The 20,592-nt window shown below is 41.9% G+C and carries 15 protein-coding genes and 2 pseudogenes; 9 read left to right on the forward strand and 8 right to left on the reverse strand.

The window, feature by feature from the left end; all coding sequences use genetic code 11:
* The first annotated feature begins 38 nt into the window (after positions 1-38).
* Positions 39-431: a VF530 family protein gene (locus HNW13_RS12990; RefSeq protein ID WP_101088114.1), complete on the forward strand. Its 393-nt coding sequence runs from the start codon at positions 39-41 to the stop codon at positions 429-431.
* A gap of 28 nt (positions 432-459) precedes the next feature.
* On the opposite strand, the gene HNW13_RS12995 is transcribed toward HNW13_RS12990, so the two are convergent.
* Genes HNW13_RS12995 through HNW13_RS13005 form a run of 3 tightly spaced genes read right to left on the reverse strand, consistent with a single transcriptional unit; the run spans position 460 to position 2,416 of the window.
* Positions 460-1,392, reverse strand: coding sequence for a hypothetical protein (locus HNW13_RS12995; RefSeq protein ID WP_192115936.1), 933 nt, complete (start codon positions 1,390-1,392; stop codon positions 460-462).
* Positions 1,393-1,413: 21 nt separating this feature from the next.
* The gene (gene ribA / locus HNW13_RS13000; protein WP_101088110.1) at positions 1,414-2,022 is read right to left on the reverse strand and encodes a GTP cyclohydrolase II; all 609 of its coding nucleotides are present in this window, start codon (positions 2,020-2,022) and stop codon (positions 1,414-1,416) included.
* Between the two features lie 37 nt (positions 2,023-2,059).
* A complete protein-coding gene (locus HNW13_RS13005) occupies positions 2,060-2,416 on the reverse strand; it encodes a YibL family ribosome-associated protein (RefSeq protein ID WP_059746680.1) in 357 nt (118 codons plus the stop codon).
* A 449-nt stretch (positions 2,417-2,865) separates the two neighbouring features.
* On the opposite strand from HNW13_RS13005, the pseudogene HNW13_RS13010 reads away from it, so the two are divergent.
* The 4 genes and pseudogenes from HNW13_RS13010 to HNW13_RS13025 form a co-directional block, all read left to right on the forward strand.
* A pseudogene (locus tag HNW13_RS13010) lies at positions 2,866-4,539 on the forward strand (TonB-dependent receptor plug domain-containing protein); the annotation flags it as partial.
* A 57-nt stretch (positions 4,540-4,596) separates the two neighbouring features.
* Positions 4,597-5,628, forward strand: coding sequence for an IS630 family transposase (locus HNW13_RS13015; RefSeq protein WP_124013279.1), 1,032 nt, complete (start codon positions 4,597-4,599; stop codon positions 5,626-5,628).
* An 11-nt stretch (positions 5,629-5,639) separates the two neighbouring features.
* Positions 5,640-6,446: pseudogene (locus HNW13_RS13020) on the forward strand (TonB-dependent receptor); the annotation flags it as partial.
* Between the two features lie 206 nt (positions 6,447-6,652).
* Complete coding sequence (locus tag HNW13_RS13025; RefSeq protein WP_192115937.1) at positions 6,653-7,891, forward strand: NADH:flavin oxidoreductase/NADH oxidase family protein; 1,239 nt, start codon at positions 6,653-6,655, stop codon at positions 7,889-7,891.
* A 121-nt stretch (positions 7,892-8,012) separates the two neighbouring features.
* On the opposite strand, the gene nrdG is transcribed toward HNW13_RS13025, so the two are convergent.
* The 3 genes from nrdG to rssA all read right to left on the reverse strand — a co-directional run bounded on the left by nrdG (position 8,013) and on the right by rssA (position 12,237).
* Positions 8,013-8,480: an anaerobic ribonucleoside-triphosphate reductase-activating protein gene (gene nrdG, locus HNW13_RS13030; protein WP_192115938.1), complete on the reverse strand. Its 468-nt coding sequence runs from the start codon at positions 8,478-8,480 to the stop codon at positions 8,013-8,015.
* On the reverse strand, positions 8,480-10,597 hold the full coding sequence (nrdD, locus tag HNW13_RS13035; protein ID WP_101088102.1) for an anaerobic ribonucleoside-triphosphate reductase: 2,118 nt from the start codon (positions 10,595-10,597) through the stop codon (positions 8,480-8,482). Before nrdD ends, nrdG begins: the two co-directional genes overlap by 1 nt.
* A 695-nt stretch (positions 10,598-11,292) precedes the next feature.
* The gene (rssA, locus tag HNW13_RS13040) at positions 11,293-12,237 is read right to left on the reverse strand and encodes a patatin-like phospholipase RssA (RefSeq protein ID WP_192115939.1); all 945 of its coding nucleotides are present in this window, start codon (positions 12,235-12,237) and stop codon (positions 11,293-11,295) included.
* 183 nt (positions 12,238-12,420) lie between these two features.
* Here rssA and HNW13_RS13045 point away from each other — a divergent pair, with 183 nt between their 5' ends.
* The 3 genes from HNW13_RS13045 (at position 12,421) to HNW13_RS13055 (ending at position 15,096) form a co-directional block, all read left to right on the forward strand.
* The gene (locus HNW13_RS13045) at positions 12,421-13,776 is read left to right on the forward strand and encodes a DEAD/DEAH box helicase (protein WP_101088098.1); all 1,356 of its coding nucleotides are present in this window, start codon (positions 12,421-12,423) and stop codon (positions 13,774-13,776) included.
* Positions 13,777-13,929: 153 nt separating this feature from the next.
* A complete protein-coding gene (locus HNW13_RS13050; RefSeq protein WP_101088096.1) occupies positions 13,930-14,367 on the forward strand; it encodes a DUF3010 family protein in 438 nt (145 codons plus the stop codon).
* Positions 14,368-14,493: 126 nt separating this feature from the next.
* Positions 14,494-15,096: a YgjP-like metallopeptidase domain-containing protein gene (locus HNW13_RS13055; protein ID WP_243756294.1), complete on the forward strand. Its 603-nt coding sequence runs from the start codon at positions 14,494-14,496 to the stop codon at positions 15,094-15,096.
* A 264-nt stretch (positions 15,097-15,360) separates the two neighbouring features.
* Here HNW13_RS13055 and HNW13_RS13060 read toward each other — a convergent pair whose 3' ends face one another.
* Positions 15,361-15,945, reverse strand: coding sequence for a carbonic anhydrase (locus HNW13_RS13060; RefSeq protein WP_101088094.1), 585 nt, complete (start codon positions 15,943-15,945; stop codon positions 15,361-15,363).
* Positions 15,946-17,671: 1,726 nt separating this feature from the next.
* On the opposite strand from HNW13_RS13060, the gene HNW13_RS13065 reads away from it, so the two are divergent.
* A complete protein-coding gene (locus HNW13_RS13065; protein WP_101088092.1) occupies positions 17,672-18,943 on the forward strand; it encodes an MFS transporter in 1,272 nt (423 codons plus the stop codon).
* A 127-nt stretch (positions 18,944-19,070) separates the two neighbouring features.
* Here the strand turns inward: HNW13_RS13065 and HNW13_RS13070 are convergent, their stop codons facing one another.
* Positions 19,071-20,357 (reverse strand): peptidoglycan DD-metalloendopeptidase family protein, encoded by a 1,287-nt coding sequence (locus HNW13_RS13070; protein WP_101088090.1) that lies wholly within the window; start codon positions 20,355-20,357, stop codon positions 19,071-19,073.
* Positions 20,358-20,592: the final 235 nt, after the last annotated feature.

Here is a 20,592-nt window from a genome sequence, read left to right on the forward strand (position 1 = left end):
GGTATAATATTGCCAAACTTAATTAGCTCGCACGGCTCATGACACAAGCAAACAATCCGCTTCACGGCATAAAACTAGAAACTATCGTGACTTCACTCGTTGAAAAGTACGGCTGGGAAGAGCTCGCATCTAGGATAAACATTCAGTGTTTCAAAGATAACCCGAGTGTAAAATCAACCTTGAAGTTTTTACGTAAAACGCCTTGGGCTCGTGACAAAGTTGAATACTTATATCGTAAAGCAAACAAGCTGCCATTACCGCCGCCTAAAGAAGATAGCCGTGGATCATTTTCCGCTAAATCTCGGCCAGCCAAAGCCAAAGTGAATGCGGCTAAACCTGCAGCAAATAAAGTCGTTTCTGCTAAAGCTAGCTCAGAGACTGCATCGACAGAACCTGTGAATGCCAATATTTGGGGAACTAGCTCAAATTAATGTATTCACCTATTCACATTGGTAGGGCTTATAGCGGAAATTCAAAAATTAAGCGCCACACTTTAAGCCCACCACCGACTTGATAACTTAATCCAAAATGTTCAATTTCGACACTGTCTAAGCCTATCGCACTCAAGTTGATAGGTTTAGAGAATGCTAGCGTTGCGCCTATTTCATAGGTGTATGAGGTTAGAACATCTTTCCCAACTGGGGTAACAAATTTGAGTTTATCGAAATACCAGTGTCCGGCAATAAACAATCTCGGTTCAACCCGGACATCTTGCCACTGCCAATCATAATTAACCCCAAAATCTACACCTGTTTTAAAAACCGAATAGCCTTCTGTGCTGTCGTTTTGATTACTTTGGTAACCTGCATAATAAATCCGATTTACCCAAACAGGGGTAAACAAAGGCGCATCAAGTTTATAGAGTGCTGAAACGCCAGTGGAAAAAATACCCACATGACTGTAAGTTGAAAAATTATGTCCATAGCCTAAATCAACATAGCTCTCAAGCGTTAACTTGTCGTCCACTAGCCAGTGATATTCAAGCCCAGGGGTTAGAGTAATTGTGCCGACATTGTTAGGAATGCTGCCTTGAGGTAGGTCATTAAAGGAGTAATCAAAAAAACCAAATGATGCAGTAAAGCGTAACTTCAATAAATAGTCATCTGTTGAGTCAAGCACAAATCCCATAGGAATATTGGCGACAGCAGCGCTTTGGCCAGAAGTTCGATACACACCGCTGCCTAGGTAATTGGCAAATGCATAATGAGACGCGTCAGGTTCAGTGATCAGCTCTGGTGGTGTAGTTGGCGTTAATTCAGCAGCATGACTCATACTGCTACAAACAATAAGCAATATCATCAAAGATAAGCGGAAGGTTACATCTATAAAACGCAGGTAATCAAACAATGATGATTCAATAAGCGGTAAGTTCTGCCTTTGTTTCATCATCATTTAGACTATTATTGTTGCAGACTATTCATCGTGGAAATGGTATTCCGACATCATATGGCCCAACTCTGTTGATTTGGTCTTTAAGTATGATTCGTTATAGCGATTCTTTCCCACTTGTAACGGAATACGTTCTGCGACTTCGATACCCATATTTTGCATCGCCATCACTTTACGCGGGTTATTGGTCATCAACTTTACTTTAGTCACGCCAATTTGCGTTAACATCGGCAAAACCATGTCGTATTTACGCATATCAGCTTCAAAGCCTAAACGCTCATTCGCTTCAACCGTATTGGCACCAGCATCTTGCAGCTCGTAAGCTCTTATTTTATTAAGCAACCCAATACCACGGCCTTCCTGGCGCAAGTACAGAAGAAACCCCTGCCCTTGTTCAGCAATACTCTGCATTGCTGCTTGTAATTGAAAACCACAATCACAACGTAAACTAAATAATGCATCACCGGTCAAACATTCAGAATGAATACGACCTAACATGGGCTCTGTGGGATCCAGTTGACCAAATGTCAAAGCAACGTGTTCTTTACCTGTCGCGGTTTCTTCAAAACCGTGCATAGCAAAAACACCCCAAGGAGTGGGTAACTTAGATGTTGCGATATACTTTACCGACATGAATTAACCTTACGACAACTAACTGTAAAAGAAAATATTAGAACTTAGCAGGCGCAAAACCCGTCACATCTTTTATGCCCATTTCACGGCCTAATGCCGTTAAAGGATGCACAACGACTAAACCTTTAACCGACTTGTTTAACTTACCCATATCGGCTTGTTCGGCTTTAGTCAGCACGCGCTTAAATCCTAACGCTTTCAGCGCCACACCTTCTTTGCTGAACTCGCGAGTTTGCTGGCCTTTAATGCTGGCGATTCGCTTAGTCACTGTCGCCACTTCTTTCTTAAACTGCAGGACAATCGTGGCATCGCCACGTGCTTCAGCCGCAGCTAACTTGCGACGAAACTTGTCTAATTTATCATTCAATGTCTGCAGTTCTAGCTTTAAATTCATTTGATTACCTTAAGTGCTTTGGCGTGTTAGTGAATCGTTTACGCTTATACGTTTATCACAACACCGTTTCGGAGGCAGATTATATACCCAAAACCACCTAAGATGCGAATAGCAAACGCTTCATATATGAATGTACAGGCAAAGTTTTTCACCCTGTACAAACAATCTGGATATTATCGCATTACAATTAATCATCAGCGTGAGATGCGGTGCACTTATTGGATAACAAATACTAATGTGTGCTTAAGCCACTTAATACCTAAGATTTACCATGATTTATGCCCTTTATTGGCAAGTTAACCATGCTCATTCCTCACTCAAATTGTGCAATTGATCAGCAATCAAATCACCAAAACCCATTCTTTGCCACATTTATCACAACACACCATTGCAATACTTATGATAATCATTATCATTCGCAACATTGTTAATAAAGAGCCTAACCCGTTATGACGCCATTACGTTTATCGCTACTCGCCCTTGCTTGTCAAAGTGTACTGTTTCCCGTTTATGCTCACGCACAAACGCCTACTTCCCAATCTGAGGTTACAACACAACCTGCAGATGATACGACCAATGCATCATCCTCTACCAATTATGAACGAATAACAGTTTATGGCAGACAAAACCAAGTAGTGATGAACTCCGGCTTAGCAACCAAATCTGATATGTCGCTGATGGAAACGCCTGCCGCGGTGGTGATTGTTGATGAAGCATTAATTGATGCCCAAGGCATCACCAACATGCAAGATTTGGTTCGTAACATCAGCGGCGTAACTCAAGCGGGTAATAATTATGGTATTGGCGACAATTTGGTCGTGCGCGGATTAGGCGCCAACTACACTTACGATGGTATGTATGGCGGTGCTGGATTAGGTAACACCTTTAATCCAACTCGTTCACTAACCAACGTGAGTTCCGTTGAAGTACTCAAGGGCCCTGCTACTGGTCTGTATGGTATGGGCAGCGCGGGTGGCGTGATTAACCTTATTGAGAAAAAACCTCAATTTGACAGTAAACAGTTGTTTGAAGCTGAAGTGGGTCAATGGGATAGTTATTCTCTCATGGCTGATTCTACGGGCGGAATAACTGACGATTTAGCCTATCGCCTCGTGACAAAAACGGCTCGTAGTACAGGTTATCGAGATCTTGGTACCGACCGCGATGAAATATATGGCTCGCTTAAATATGTATTGAATGAAAACCAAAATATCATGCTATCAACAGCATATATTAGCGATGCGATCCCCGTTGATTCAATCGGCCATCCTATCCGCATTTATAACGCAGCTTCAGTCGAGGGGAAAACCGCTGGTGAAGTCAGCTGGCAAGACTTAGTCAACGACCCTACCAGTAATGGTTTACAACTCACAGACGATCAGCGCCAACAATTAACCGACTCGTTAAGCGCAAATGATGGCCTAACACCGTATGAGTTTGGTCATAACGGTCTTATCTCACCAATGGCGAAAGACAATGAAGGCGAAGAGTTGCGCTTTAAACTAAGCCATAATGTGTACTTAACCGATGACTTATTTTTAAACCAACAACTGCAATACCGTAACTACGAAACCAGTTTTGCTCGTCAAACAGGGGCTTACAACTATGTTTACTGGCAACGTAGTGGCGTCATTAACGCCGACCCACGCGCACCTTTGGTTGAAGATGGCACCCTATATCCGTATGCAGCTCGTCGTCAGGAATACCGTAAAGTCTCGGCAGAAGAAAAGTCATGGCAGTATTTTGCCGACTTACGTTATGACTTCGACATTGGCAATATCAGTAACGAATTATTGGTTAATGCTAACTTTGAAGATCGCGATATTCGCTTTAAACAGTATTCAATTTACGACGCAGATTACACCTTGAAAGATGCCGATGGTAATTTGTCATATCAAGGTTCGCTACCGTATATTTATGATATCCGTAACCCCAATTGGGGCGAAGGTGAATTTGAAGACTACGATCCATTATTAACCAGTAACTACAATAAATCTGTCACAGCTTGGGGCTTGGGCTTACAACATGTGGGTTATTTAGGTGGCGGATTTACTAGCCGTATTGGTGTCGCATTCAATGAAATTAAACAAAGTTATGAACACTTGGGTGTCGATGCTCGTTATATACCCGTGATCATTGAAAATGCTTGATTTTGTCCCAAATGGGATCATCATAGCCCCATGAAACAAATTACACTCTCGCCAGAACAAAAAGTAGCATTGGAAACTCGACATAAAAGCTCGAGTGATAGGCGTGAGTGTGATCGCATTAAAGCCATTTTACTACGCGATGAAAATTGGCCAACGCCAATGATTGCCCAAGCGTTACGTATTCACGAAACGACCGTAGTTCGATACATTGATGCCTATGCTCACGACCAAAAACTCACGTGTAATAGTGGCGGCTCCTTAAGTTATCTGAGTCAAGAGCAAACTGAACTATTGATTGCACACCTGTGTGAGGTGACCTACTTGCATAGCCATCAAATAGTCGCTTATATCTCAGAACAATTTCAGATTAAGTACACAGTGTCAGGCCTCAATAAATGGCTGCATAAACATCAGTTCAGCTATAAAAACCCTAAAGGGGTTCCTCACAAATTTGATGAAGACAAACAAACGGCTTTCATTGAATATTATGAGCAACTAAAATCCTCGTTAACCCCTGATGAACCGTTATTATTTATGGATGCGGTTCATCCGACCCAAGCCACAAAAATCACCGCAGGCTGGATAAAAAAAGGCGTTGATAAACCGATAGAAACGACGGGAAGCCGAACCCGTATTAACGTGGTTGGTGCAATCCGACTTGGTCACTTAACAGAAGCGGTCATTGAGCAATATAGCAAAACGGTTAACGGTGCATCCATCATCGATTTTTTAAACCAAATTAGAGCGCGTTACTCAACAAGTGGTGTTATCCATTTGGTGCTTGATGGCGCTGGATACCATCGAAATGCCTTAGTAGTTAAAGAGGCTAAAAATCTGAATATAACATTGCATTACCTGCCGCCTTATAGTCCAAATTTAAACCCAATAGAACGATTGTGGAAGGTAATGAATAAACATGCGAGGAATGGGCAATACTTCGCAACGACAAAAGAATTCCGACGAAAAATCACTGACTTTTTTAGCATCACCCTCCCCGATATTGCCGATACACTCGGTGATACAATTAATGATAACTTTCAGAAATTAAAACCTGCAGTTTGAATTCACTTGAGTATAGTAGTAGCTTAGCTGACCCTCAACCAGAAGCGGATACCACAGATAACGGTGTAACCTACAATTTAGGCCTAACTTATATGCCTACTGACGATATCTCTATTTTCGTTAATCATTCTAAAGGCCGTACAGCATACAGTGTGTTAGGCGATGTAAAAGGCAATGAAGCAGACCGTGAAGATTCTCAATCTATCAGTAATGATTTAGGTATTCGTGCCAAAGCATTTGATGATCAATTGCTTGCATCTTTGGTCTTTTTCAAAACATCACGTACTAATGTGGCTTATAGCAATCCAGAATACGAAAGCAGCGAAGCAACACCTGATATCTTCCCGTATTTTTACGACGGCAGCGAAGATACTAAAGGGGTGGAGCTAGATCTGAATGCATATTTAAGTGACCAATGGAAAGTCAACGTTAACGCGGTTTACCAAGATGCTAGAGACAATCAAAATCCAAATAGCAGTGATTATGGCCAACGCCAAAAAGGTGTACCTTACGTCACAGCGGGCGCTTGGGTAACTTATGCCGCAGAATTTGGCTTACCAGCACCGGTATCAATCAGTCTTGGGGCTAAATATGTCGATGAACGCAGCACACACTCTAGCTCATTTGGTATTCCAGATGGTTATGTGCCAAGTTATACGGTAATCGATTCAGCGATTAGTTATGACGTTGAACGTTATAAAATTCAATTGAACATTAATAACTTATTTAATGAAACATATTACGATAAAGCCATGTTCTTAGGCGGATTACCCGGCGAAGAGCGTAATGCGAAGTTAACCCTAACTTATCGTATTTAAAAACATATCAATCTGGATTTTGTTTGCTCGAAATCTAGATCTCAATTTAGCGTTAAATCTAGCGCTAAATTGAGTAACGAGATGATGAAAGCACTGCCTGTGGCAGTGCTTTTTTTATCCCTTTCTAATAAGGACAATTGACTATCTAGGCTACTTGTAGGATAAACAACACATTAATTCAGCGGCTTACCTTAGGATATTATTTCATGGCTAATACCATTTTCACACCATACACCTTGAGCAATGGTGCCATCATCCCCAATAGATTGGTTAAAGCCGCAATGGAAGAAAACCTTGCTAACACCTTACAACAACCTGATGACGCATTGTTCAACTTGTATGAAGCATGGGCAAAAGGCGGCGTAGGATTAATGATCACCGGTAACGTGATGATTGATCCCTTAGCCATGACCGGCCCTGGCGGAGTGGTATTAGATCCCAACAGCGCACTTGAGCCGTTCATCCAATGGGCCAAAATAGCTAAGCAAAATAACGCCAGAATATGGATGCAAATCAATCATCCAGGTCGTCAGGTGTTTAAAGCGATGGGCGGTAAAAATTTAGCCCCTTCTGCCATCGCACTCGATTTAGGCAAACACTCATCCATGTTCTCTCAACCAAAAGCGATGACAACAGCAGACATTGAAGAGGTTATCCAACGATTTGTTACCACGGCACAATTGGCTCAACGAGCTGGGTTTGATGGAGTACAAATTCATGCTGCACACGGATACTTGCTGGCTCAATTTTTATCGCCGTTAACCAATCAACGTAATGATCAATGGGGCGGAAAGCTTGAAAATCGTGCCAAGTTATTACTCGAAGTGGTTAAGCAAGTAAGACTTAAATGTGGTGCCGATTTCGATGTAGCAGTAAAACTCAACTCTGCCGATTTCCAACGCGGTGGCTTTGATGTCGACGACGCCGAAAAGGTCATTAATATGTTGGCACAGTATCACGTTGAAATGGTGGAATTATCAGGTGGCAGCTACGAGGCACCAGCCATGCAAGGTCGCAGTGCTGATGAGCGAACGTTAGCTCGAGAGGCTTATTTTTTAAGTTTAACAGCGCAATTGGTCCAGCGTAGCCCTATTCCATTAATGTTAACCGGAGGTATTCATCGCCTACCTGTGGCTCAACAAGTTATTGATGCTGGTTTTGCATTGTGTGGTATCGCTAGCGCCCTCGCCTTCTATCCTGACTTAGCCAATAGATGGCAAATTCAGCCAGAGTTTGTCCCGTCAATTCCAACTGTCAATTGGCAGAGTAAACCTTTGGCTGGACTGGCGACGATGGCCGTCATTAAACGCCAACTTCGTCGTGTAAGCCAAGGTAAGTCGCCACACACTAATGATTCACCATTGTGGAGTTTATTAATCGATCAATATAAAACCAAACAACGCACTAAACGTTATCGCCATATTGTGGGTCTTTCTAATCATTAACGAGTTAACGATTAGCGGGTTAAACATTTATTTGCTAACGATTAACGTGCTAACGATTAGCGCGCTGACAGTTAACGTGCTGGACATTAAACGACTCGTCTTAACGCCTTCATATAAAACGCTAGCGCATAAAACGATGGATCTGTTGATTGCTACTGCCGCGCCATAATAGCGCGGGATCGGCTTTATCTTGCTCATACTTACCGTCAATCAACACATCCACAAAGTTCACCACAGCTTGTTGCTGCGGTGTAAGTTCAGCCAGTTGATAACCGGTCCACAGCCAAATATCTTTATCGGGACATTCCAGCTTTACCCGCGTAACCAATTTTAGTACGACTTCAAGATTGGCGGGATGTAGCGGATCGCCACCACTTAACGACAAGCCTCGACGGTAAATACGAGTATCGGTTAAATCATCAATAATCTGATCTTCTAGTGTTTGGCTAAAAACATGGCCAGCATCTACACGCCAAGTACTTTGGTTATAGCAACCTTTACAACCATGCTCGCAACCGCTAACAAATAACGTACAGCGAGTGCCTTCGCCGTTGATCACATCAACGCTATGATATGCACTGTAATGCATTATAAATGCTTCACTCTACGCTTAACTTCTTCTTGCTTACCGAAGTTAAATGGTCGTGCATCTGGGCTACCTAAATAACCACACACGCGACGAGTAACAGACACTCGGCTTGGCTCATGATTACCACATTTAGGACACACAAAGCCCTTACTAGTACAATTAAATTCACCAATAAAACCGCAATCGTAACACTCATCAATGGGAGTATTGGTGCCGTAATATGGCACTCGGCTATAACTGTAATCCCAAACGTTTTCGAGCGCTTCAATATTGTGCTGCATGTTGGGATATTCGCCGTAACAAATAAACCCACCATTAGCGATCGCTGGATAAGGTTGTTCAAAATCAATCTTATCAAAAGGATTTACTTTCTTTTCGACATCTAAGTGAAAACTATTGGTGTAATAGCCTTTGTCGGTCACACCTGCCACTACGCCAAACTGGGTAGTATCAAGCTGACAAAAACGGCTGCATAAATTTTCACTTGGGGTACTGTATAAACTAAAGCCATAACCTGTTTGTTGTTTCCAAGACTCAGTGGCTTGCTTTAAATGACTAATAATGGCGACAGCTTTATCACGTAATTGTGTGTTATCAAACACATGTTCAGCATTGCTATATAAAGCATTAATGGTTTCGTGAAGACCAATAAACCCTAACGAAATTGATGCCCGGCCATTTTTAAAGATTTCGCTCACATCATCATCCGCATTTAGGCGCACACCACAGGCGCCTTCCATATAAAGGATTGGTGCCACTCGTGCTTTGACTCCGGCTAAACGGGCAATACGCGTTTCTAAGGCTTTGCGGGCAATTAACAAACGCTCATCGAGTATTTGATAAAAACGCTGTTCATCTTTACCTGCTTCCAACGCTATACGCGGTAAATTAAGACTGACAACACCTAGATTATTGCGGCCTTCATGGACCAATTGACCATTTTCTTCATAGGCGCCCAAAAATGAGCGACATCCCATTGGGGTTTTAAACGAACCGGTGACTTTCACGACTTGATCATAATTGAGAATATCTGGGTACATGCGCATACTTGAACACGTTAAGGCCATCTTTTTGATATCGTAATTAACATCAGTCGCTTTATGATTCACGCCATCTTTAATGGCAAACACCAATTTTGGAAAGACTGCTGTTTTACGATTTTTACCTAAACCCGCCATACGTACAGTTAACATCGATTGCTGAATTAAACGCGACTCCCACGACACGCCTAAACCAAAACCAAATGTGACAAATGGCGTTTGCCCATTGGCGGTATGCAGGGTATTCACTTCATATTCAAGTGACTGGAATGCGTCATGACACTCTTTTTCGGTTTGTGTCATCGCATAACCTTCTACGTCAGCCACTTGCCATTTTTTTGCGACGCTAAGGTGCTTTTGGTAACTGATTTGCACAAACTCAGCTAACACTTCGTCGATACGATTAATTGTGGTACCACCATAAATGTGGCTCGCCACCTGGGCAATAATTTGCGCCGTAACAGCAGTGGCAGTTGAGATAGACTTAGGCGGTTCTATTTCAGCATTACCCATTTTAAAACCATGCGTTAACATGCCGGCTAAATCAATTAGCATGCAGTTAAACATCGGGAAAAAAGGCGCATAATCTAAGTCGTGATAGTGAATTTCGCCTTTTTCATGGGCGGCTACCACATCTTTTGGCAGTAAATGGGTTTTGGCATAATGCTTGGCCACAATGCCCGCTAATAAGTCTCGCTGGGTCGGGATGACTTTGGCATCTTTATTGGCATTTTCGTTTAAAATGGCACTATCCGATTGCTCAACCAAACCGCGAATAGCACAATTTAATTTACTCTGGGTTTCACGGTGTTTATCTCTATCGTGACGGTACTCAATGTAATGACGCGCCACCGACTTAAACGGGCCCGACATTAATAAATTTTCAACTGCATCTTGTAGTTCGTGAATATCAACTTCGGTCTTCACAGCCATTTGCTGCTCTACCGTCTGCGCTAACTGCTGTGCATATTGATGGTCAGCTATACCTGCAGACTCCATTGCTGCCACAACAGCCTCTTTGATTCGACATCCATCAAAAGCAGTTCGGCATCCATCCCTTTTCACTACTACAAGCATACAACCATCCTTTACAAGCACTATATATAGCGCTTTAATACACGTACAACACAAGATAGAGTGTATTAGACACATTTACGCGGAGTAATACCTTGATCCAGATCATAATTGTCGGCAGTACTTAATATTGAAAAAACACTTGCTATCAGCGATAGATATTGTAGGAATAACAACTAATTTTGACAGGCTAATACAAGGGGATAAAATCGACACAATTTAGCGATTTGGGATGCTTTGCTGAATCGATAATCTGATGTGCAAACGCCATAAGGGTTGTATTTGACAACTTAAAATGGTGCTGAATGACGGTATTAAGTCATTGATCGAACCTTAAATGGCTAGATCAACAACATAAATAACGTACCCACTGTATCTAATGACTCGGTAGTTATCGTTAGATAATTGCGGGTAGACCATTGCGGATAGATCATTGCGGGCAAGTCACTACTAGATAACTACTCGATAACTACTAGATAATGACTAAAACACCATGAGTTAACTATGAGATAACTATGAGATAACTATGAGAGAGTGAATAATCTTATCAACCACATCAGACTGCGCAGGTCAGACAATACCCTTGCGGGGGTAACAGCCCAGAATTAATGGAAAACATCTATTAACTAGCAAATATTCACCTAGCGGCGGTTAACGGGTGTATTTATCATAAACACACCACTATATTCGATACTGCTTCAACATTTCTTTAAGGTCGCTTCGATTAAATGTTTAATATCACTTACTGCCTGCTCACCGGCTTTAATCGCTTCTTTAGCGCGATGAAACTCCATGGTGCCAATATCACCCACATCAGGTACGATGCAAATATCAGGTGGCTCGCCCATTAGGCGTGAACGTTTATGGCGTTGTTCTAGAATATCCATCGATTGTGACATCACCGCCAGCATACCCGGATGGGATTTTGAACTTCCTAAAGAGAATTTATCGGTTAAGCCATTCATATAATCTTTGCCTTTACCCCATAGGTCCATAAAGCCAGATTCAAGCTCGCGCTTTTCATCAATAGGTTCAGACTTAGTGGCTTTGCGGCTTTTTACTTGCTCTGGGATTAAGTGCATTTGGCCACGACGATGGCCATTTAAATCCACCGCAATAACCACATCAACGCCCATAGAGCGAGCTAATGATACCGGCACAGGATTCACTACCGCACCGTCCACAACCCAGCGATGCCCTTGCTGTACTGGGGGTAAAAAACCTGGCATTGAACATGAAGCTCTAACCGCATGGCGTAAGTCACCTTCTTTAAACCAAATCTCTTGCCCAGAATATAAATCTGTCGCGACTGCAGCAAAGGGACGATTCAGCTGTTCAATGTTAAGGTCGCCAATACGATTAGCCAATACATCAAATACTTTTTCACCACTGATAAGTCCGCCTTTGCGCCAGCCTAAATCCATTAACCCGAGTACATCCCAACTTGAAAATCCACTCACCCAGGTTTCAAGTTCACCCAAATGATTATTGGCATAGGCAGCACCCACTAATGCACCTACCGAACAACCTGCCACTTTGTCAGGATAAATATCTAACTTGGCTAAACCATTCAATACCCCAATATGTGCCCAACCTTTAGCGGCTCCACTGCCTAGCGCTAATCCCACGGTGAGATTTGTCATCTTTCTTTCCTTCCATGCTCGGTATTCAATTTTACGATACGCCCGCCTGAATCGTCCCATAGCGACGTCGAACTCAGGCAATAATATAAAGCTAAAAAATAGCATAACTAAAGCGACTCTTGTTGGCTATAGCAAGGTGAAACAGCTATAATCGTCGGCTATCATTTTTTAGGGGATTTACCTTTGCAATTTACCGATTTTTCGTTGGACAAGCGCCTGCTTGACAGTCTAAAGCACCTTGGCATTTCTACGCCTACCGATGTTCAAGCGCAAGCACTTCCCATTGCCTTATCAGGTAAAGATTTAATGGCATCGTCTAAAACCGGCTCAGGTAAAACCTTAGCGTTTTTATTGCCCGCAATGCAACGCGTGATATCCACTAGAGCATTGTCGAAAAAAGATCCTCGGGTACTTATCTTGTTACCGACTCGTGAATTAGCCCAGCAAGTTTATGGCCAATTACGTTTATTAGTCGCCAATACCCAATATAAAGCCATTAGTGTACTCGGCGGTGAGAACTTTAACGACCAAGCCAAAGCATTGGCCAGAGATCCACATTTCATTGTTGCCACACCGGGACGTATTGCGGATCACTTACAACAGCGCCACTTATATTTAAATGGCTTAGAATTACTGGTTCTTGACGAAGCTGACCGTATGCTCGATTTAGGTTTTGCGCCACAGCTAAAAGCCATTAATGATGCAGCTGATCATAAGCGTCGCCAAACGTTAATGTTTTCAGCTACGTTAGATCATGAAAGCATCGGTGACATTGCAACAACATTGCTCAAAACACCAAGCCATGTCTCTATCGGTGAGTCTTACACTGAACATAAAGATATTGAGCAAAGAATTATTTTGGTTGACCATTTAGACCATAAACAAGCCTTGCTACAGCATATCTTAAGCCAAGAGCAACACAAGCAAGTGATTGTATTTACCGCTACGCGTTCAGATACCGACCGTTTAGCCACGCTATTGGCTGCGCAAGGTTTTGCCACCTCAGCACTCAGTGGTGATTTAAAGCAATCGGCTCGTAACCAAATTATGGATCAATTTGCTCGTGGCCAATCAAAAATATTAGTGACAACCGATGTGGCATCACGCGGCCTTGATTTAATCAACGTATCATTAGTGATTAACTTTGATATGCCAAAGTTTGCAGAAGAGTACGTCCACCGTATTGGTCGTACTGGCCGTGCAGGCGCTAAAGGTGATGCGGTTTCATTTGTAGGTCCTAAAGATTGGGACAGTTTTAAAAAAGTACAATTGTTTTTACGTAAAAATTTCGACCTCACGGTGATTGAAGGCTTAAAGGCCAAATTTAGCGGTCTAAAAGATAAGCCTCAGGCAGGCAAAGCTGGTACCAGTGCAAAAGCAGCTGTGATCAGCAATAGAGTTAGCGCACCTAAAAAACCTAAAGCGGCACCAAAGAGTGATAAACGCTTTATCACTGGCGTCGATGTCGGTGATGCGCCAGTTCGCCGTAAAGTTAAGCCTATTGTCATTATCGAAGACGACGGCACAGCAGAAGACTAAATAGCCCATAAATCGCAGGTAATCTGCAAGTAGATGACCAACAAACTGCGATGACAGAATAATGAATGTAGGGCAGTACACTGCCCTGCAACAAATGAACGATAACGAGCATGCCAACGGCACACTCGTATGAATAAACCAGTAAGGATTAACATGAAAATTTGTGGTGTGGAATTAAAAGGCGGCGAAGCCATTATCTGTTTACTGACCTATGAAGGCGAAACCTATAACGTGCCAGCATGTCGTAAAGTTTCATTCAGTATTTCACAATCAGCTAGCACGGACTCAATTCGTGAGTTTGATTTTGCGTTTAAAAAACTAATGAGCGACTACAAAGTCGATGAAATAGCTATTATTGAACGTGAACAAAAAGGCAAGTTTGCCGGCAGTGCCACCAGCTTCAAACTTGAAGCGGTACTTCAATTAATGGACCTTCCAGTTTCGCTTATTTCTCCATTGATTATTAAAGAGCAATTAAAGCGTAACCCGCCACAAGTTGACTTTGAATCATTGGATCTAAAACGCGTGCAGCTTAATGCATTTGATGTTGCTTATGTTCAGCATAACCGACTCATCTTCGGTAAAGTGTAACCCACCGCTTTCACCGTTCTATATTGGCGTTATCGATACCGACTCAGATAACGGTAACGCCAAAAAATCAGTTGAACTACAACCATGTCAGATACTAAAACTAAAAAACCTAAAGCCCCACCTAAAATGCCAGTCAAGTCGGCAAGCCAATCATTAAAGCCAAAAACAGATCTCAGCCTGTTAGTCACCAGTGCCGACATTAAAAAGCAGCAAAGTGAACAAAGTGCATTGCGTTATTTGAATGGTTATCGTCCTGACGTGGTCGAGAAAATTCGCCAACTCGTTGACGCTAACGCCTTAGCTGCCCACTTTTTAACACGCTACCCAAAAATACACGACGTTCGCACAGACAAAGCCTTATACGATATGGCGCTGACATTAAAAAATACCTATATGCGTCAGTCAGACCCATTAGCCAAAGTCATTTTTGACGAAAAAATCAGCTTAAGCCACCATGCCCTGGGTTTGCATTCTTATGTTAATCGCCGCCAAGGTAATAAAGTGAAAGCCAAAAATGAAATTAGAATTGCAGCACACTTAAAACACGTTCCGTTTGAGCTATTACAAATGGTAGTGGTGCACGAATTGGCCCATCTGCGGGAAAAGGAACACAACAAAGCTTTTTATCAACTATGCAGCTTTATGTTAGCGGATTACCACCAATTAGAATTTGATATGCGAGTATGGTTAGTAGCTGAAGAAGTCGGACAATCGCCCTACGCGAATTAATCGATAAGCTATTGGCTCAATATTTTGTTTTAAAAAGACCCAGATACTGAGGGCTTGCAAACAGACCCCTCCATACTGAACAGAACAAATTAATCCATAAGTTAAGCACCGACATATTCAAGTTTGATTGTGTTGTAACTCATTTATGGACAAAGGTTAGTTTAAGATCTGGCCTGCAGCCACTAACGTCGCAAATAACCGGATATCAAAAGCCGCATGGCGCGAAGCGGCGCAGTTCTTGACAGTCCGAGTTAATTTGCCTTGTTAGATTTTTGCCTTGCCGGCTTCTGTTGCCTCTGGAACTTCTACAAGGCTTCCAGATTTACAGTCATAAATATAGCCATAAATTGGAATATCACCTGGAACCATTGAGTTACTTCTGATTCGCTGAACATCCTCCAAAACACTTTTTTCTTGATCACTGATAGTTAACCAATTGATGTATTTACCATCGGTTGTACCACCACCAGCATTGCTATCGTGCCAACCCGAGGCATCAACGCTTGCGGTTTTGAGACTACCAGACAACAAACCACCCATAATTTCATTGTTGAATGTTTCCATCCCACAATCCGTATGGTGAATTACAAACCATTCTTTCGTTCCAAGTAACTTATATGAAATTACCAAGGAACGGATGGCATCATCACTTGCTCGGCCACCCGCATTACGAATCACATGGGCATCACCTTCAGCAAGACCTGCATATTTTGCAGGATCTAAACGAGCATCCATGCATGTAAGTATTGCAAACTGCCTTCCCGGAGGCATTGGTAGATTACCTTTATCTCCAAAGTCAGCCACGTAATTAGCATTTGCAGATGTTACTTCCTCTACTATTTTACTCATCATCATTCTCCTTTGTTTTGCCGCCAATTTTTCTCTATTGCTAGTTTCCACGACAGATTATGAAAACCTAACATTTTAGTCTTTATGCGTTGTGTTATTTGCGACGCATTAATCGCTTGTTGGACTTAGCCGATGCCTAGTCAAAGCTAATTGACATACTTAATGCTATTTTTGATGCGGGCTCTGGGCTACAGAGCCGTTTTTTGGTCAATTGATATCGAGTAGTGGGTAAGTTTTCATTGAAATCACTTTTCATAGTATTTTTCTATCATACATCTTTAAGCTTGGCTGATTCAATGAGGGTTATAAACTCAATTGAAACCGAGAATTTTTATGATTACATAACGAGAAACAAAACGGCTAATTTACAAAAGGCAAATTATAACTGTGTTTATGCACAGCATTAGAGGTCTATGCCTTCTATGGTATTTGTTGAAAAAAATAGCATGAAGCTCACATGATTGTGAGCTTAGCTTTCGCGGTACAGGTCGTTATTTGGCATCCATGCCACCACGACATTAGTGAATCCATTCACATCAGATTCCAATCGAAATCGAAAGCGTTAGCATTTTCACTCTTTACAACAAAATGGGCCGAAGCCGTATTCAAATGAGATTCAACGCTGAATTAATCCCTATGGCGACCTTTTCGCTCTGTTGTTTAAGTAAATAAGGAAAATATTGCGGGGCAGCGGGGCCAATTATTTTGTAAACTATAAGAGGGAACTACCGTTGGTTTCCTCTTGGTCTGGTGTGGTCGAAGCGCCACGTTCGTAGTGGCCGCAGGCCAGGAAATTAACCATGATCCCTATTTCTATAATGAATTAACATAACTACTTTTAGCTTTAATTACGATAGCTTTAATTACGATAGCTTTCAAGATGATACAACTGTATAAATTGAACAGGAATTACTCACAAGCAGAGCGTTAGATAGAAAGTTCTGTCCAATTCAGTAGATTCAAAGCAGTGCTAGTGGTTTGATCCGCCTTGTGGCTTCATCACGGCCAATACTAGCCCTTTTATCACGAGTCCCTTATCACCAACCTAATGCCGCCATTTTATTATTCGCTATGCGCTTATTAGTAACATGCTCAAACATTAATAACTGAGTCACAATTTTCGCACCTAAGTCCAAGGCAAGATATATACAAACTGTAACCACTGTAACTACTGGTATATGCTGCAAACCACTGTTAAATCAATTCCTTATTCGATTTATTCTAAGAGAGTTTCATCATAATGACTCTTTTCAAATAAGCAGTTTGTTACAAAGGTTATGACTGGTAAACATTTCAATTTATATCATCTTTATTGAAAGCATTTATCACAATATTTAGAGTAAATATTGTTCGATTTCAGTGCAATGCTGCTCAGCATTGTACCGCTGTAAAACTAATCTAAACTGCAAAACCAAAAGCCACACTCTCAACATGCTGATTTATAATATAAAAAAATAATAACCACACTTGGCATAAATCTTCCTTTCATATTGTTTGTCAGTGAAATGTGCAAAACGCAGGTTACATCAGCGTTAACCAACGTCGTTTCTTGCAACAACATCGCCCAGTTCTGTCCCAAAGAGCACTATAAGCAGCGTCAACACGCGGTATTAATAAACTAAAACACGCTTTAATACCTGGGTAAATTCGGAGTTCATTACAATCAATCTTGGTTATTAGCTGTGTGAATTGGTGACGTATCACACACAAAACCTATTGGAGTGACATGTTAAACGCGTTAATCCCACTTTCAGCATTACTCATATCTAATGCATTCTTAATTCTTGGCCATGGTTTATTACTGACTCTGCTCCCCATTGCGGCGAGTGAATCTGGTTTTAGCGATACTCAAGTCGCTTTAACCGGATCGGGTTACTTTTTAGGATTTGTTTCCGGCTGTTTAGCCACACCCTATATGCTAAAACGAGTTGGGCATATTCGTAGCTTTGCTGTATTGGCAACATGTTACTCGGTGGTCATCTTACTATTTCCTTTATTACCCGTGTTTTATAGTTGGATGTTATTAAGGTTTTTAATCGGGGTGATGATTTCTGGTTTATACATGATCATTGAAAGCTGGCTAAACGGCACGTCAACAGCGAATAATAGAGGAACAATACTGTCTATTTATACCACGCTAAATTTAATCATGGTGATGTGTGGCCAACAACTGTTCAATTTAGGCAGCGAGCACGAATCGATGCTATTCGGTCTAGCCGCTATATTTATCTCTATCGCAATCATTCCGGTGTCACTGACACGTTCATCAGCACCTGCGGTGGTAAATCACGTTAAGTTGAATATGGCCAAGGTATGGCGGCACTCTCACGTTGCACTGATTGGAGCCGTGGTTGCTGGTTTTGTCACAGGTGCATTTTGGGCATTAGCGCCTATTTACGCTAAAGATAATGGTTTTGACAGTATTCAACTCGGTACATTTTTATCTGCTACCGTCCTTGGCGGAGCTTGTTTTCAAGTACCACTAGGTAAGTTATCCGATAGGTTTGATAGGCGCAGTGTTTTGATGTTTACTGCCTTAGGTGGCTCCTTGGTGTCATTACTCTTCGTCACTCTTCCTTACGTAGTCACTACTTTTGGCGGTTGGCCAGCAGCAATATCAGCCTTTTTTTGGGGAGGGACATGTATGACGCTATACGCAATATGCTTAGCCCATGCTAATGACAACGCCACCGCTGAAGATTTTGTTGAAATAAGCAGTGCCATGCTTATCACTCTTGGGTTATCGTCGGCTATTGGTGCGCCTATGGCTTCACTTGCGATGGGATTATTTGGCGCCAAGGGTCTATATGCCTTTACCAGTTCATGTTTGGCGATTTTCTTCGTGATAGTATTATTAAGACGCCGCAGCCATATTGCCCCCTCAACACTTGCAACAAAAGAAAGTTTTCGTGCCGTCACCGATATGGCAAGCCCAACAGCATATGAAATGGACCCCAGAACTGAGATAGATCCACAAGCGGAAGCACTGCAACGATAAGTAATAACAAGGGACAACCGTTACCGCTAGTATTGAGCACTCGTTAAGTACTGTGATTTAACAACAAAAAATGCAGCCTATATAGGCTGCATTTTTATCGTTCAGAGTTCGCTTACACGCGTTGTGATTAGCCTAAATCCATCATCATGCTACGGCTATGCACCAAAGCTTGAAACGCTTGTAGTTGCTTTTTAGGTAATACAGTAGCTTCTGCAATATTGGCTTTCATTGCGTCGATAGGACGACCATTTACAATAAACTCATAATGTAAGTGAGGACCTGTTGAAGCACCAGTATTACCCGACAATCCAATCGGTTGACCGCGAGTGACACGTTGGCCTCTTTTAACTAAAAACTTCGATAAATGCAGGTAGCGTGTGCTGACCTTATTGTCGTGTTGAATCACAATATAGTTGCCTGCATAAGGATGTTTAGTCACCATAGTAACTATGCCATCTCCCGGTGCTACGACTTGCGTACCTATTGGGGTAGCAAAATCAGTGCCGTTATGTGGACGAATACGACCAGTAATTGGGTGTTTACGGTTAGGGTTAAAGCGCGAACTTAAACGAACTTTTCGATTAAGCGGAATACGTTGAAAAGCAGGCGTTAAACTTTGACCTTCAATGTCGTAATAATTGCCATCGACATTTTGAAACGCGGTAATGTCGCGACGGCCGGTATTAATACGAATGCCTTCAATCGATGTTGTGCCTGTTGGTTCACCTTCAACAAATTGGTCGTTAACCAAAACCGAAAAAGTATCACCTGCGCGCAACTCACGAGAAAAGTTTAATTTCGTTTTTAACAGAGTTTCAACTTTTTGAATTTCAGCGGCACTTAAACCAGCGTTTTTAGCCGATACATAAAAAGAGCCGTTAATTTCTCCGCCAACGATGCGATTTTGCCAAATGCCATCGATGTTAATGTCATTAACACCGTAAGTTCCGTCTTTAAAACGGGAGAATACCACTTGGTGAGCAGGGCTAAAGTACAGTTCTAGCTTATCAAGCTCGCCATTAGCGTTGTCCCAAAATTGGATTCGGTTACCCGGCAGAAGTGTATCTAGTGCTAAGACTTCTAAATCAGCCTCAAGTACTTTATACATGGTTCGTTGGTCGATACCGGCTAATTCAAATAAATGACTTAAGGTATCACCACTTTCAATCACGCGATTTAAAATCGGTGAAATAGGCTTTACCAGCTTCAAAGCGCTATCTTGTTGAGCTATGTGTGGCAATAACGAATCGATATCGATTGCCACTGGAATACGTTGTGATGAAAACTCTTGTTGTGTTGGCCATAATAAAGCTGCCCCGACAACAAATACACTCGCTAGCAAGACTTTCTTGTGCAAGTTTGGCAAGTTCAATTGACTTACCGCTGGCCTTTGGAAGCCCATAATTTTACTCATTAGCAATGTCTAATCCACCCTAAAAGATGACGCTTTATATTTTTTATTTTTCTTTTACTGCAAATTGTTATTGCGATATTGGGCATAAATTCAGTTAACTCTATGCCTTAATGTCGTTTTTTATGGTAAATATGACCCAATATTTGATACTACGGCATCCGGTATAAACAGCTAAAAATACGGACTTTTGCACTCAAATTGCATATCAACGCTCTTTTATATCAAAAAATAATCA

Source organism: Shewanella sp. BF02_Schw, assembly GCF_014596695.2.
Classification (GTDB): Bacteria; Pseudomonadota; Gammaproteobacteria; order Enterobacterales; family Shewanellaceae; genus Shewanella.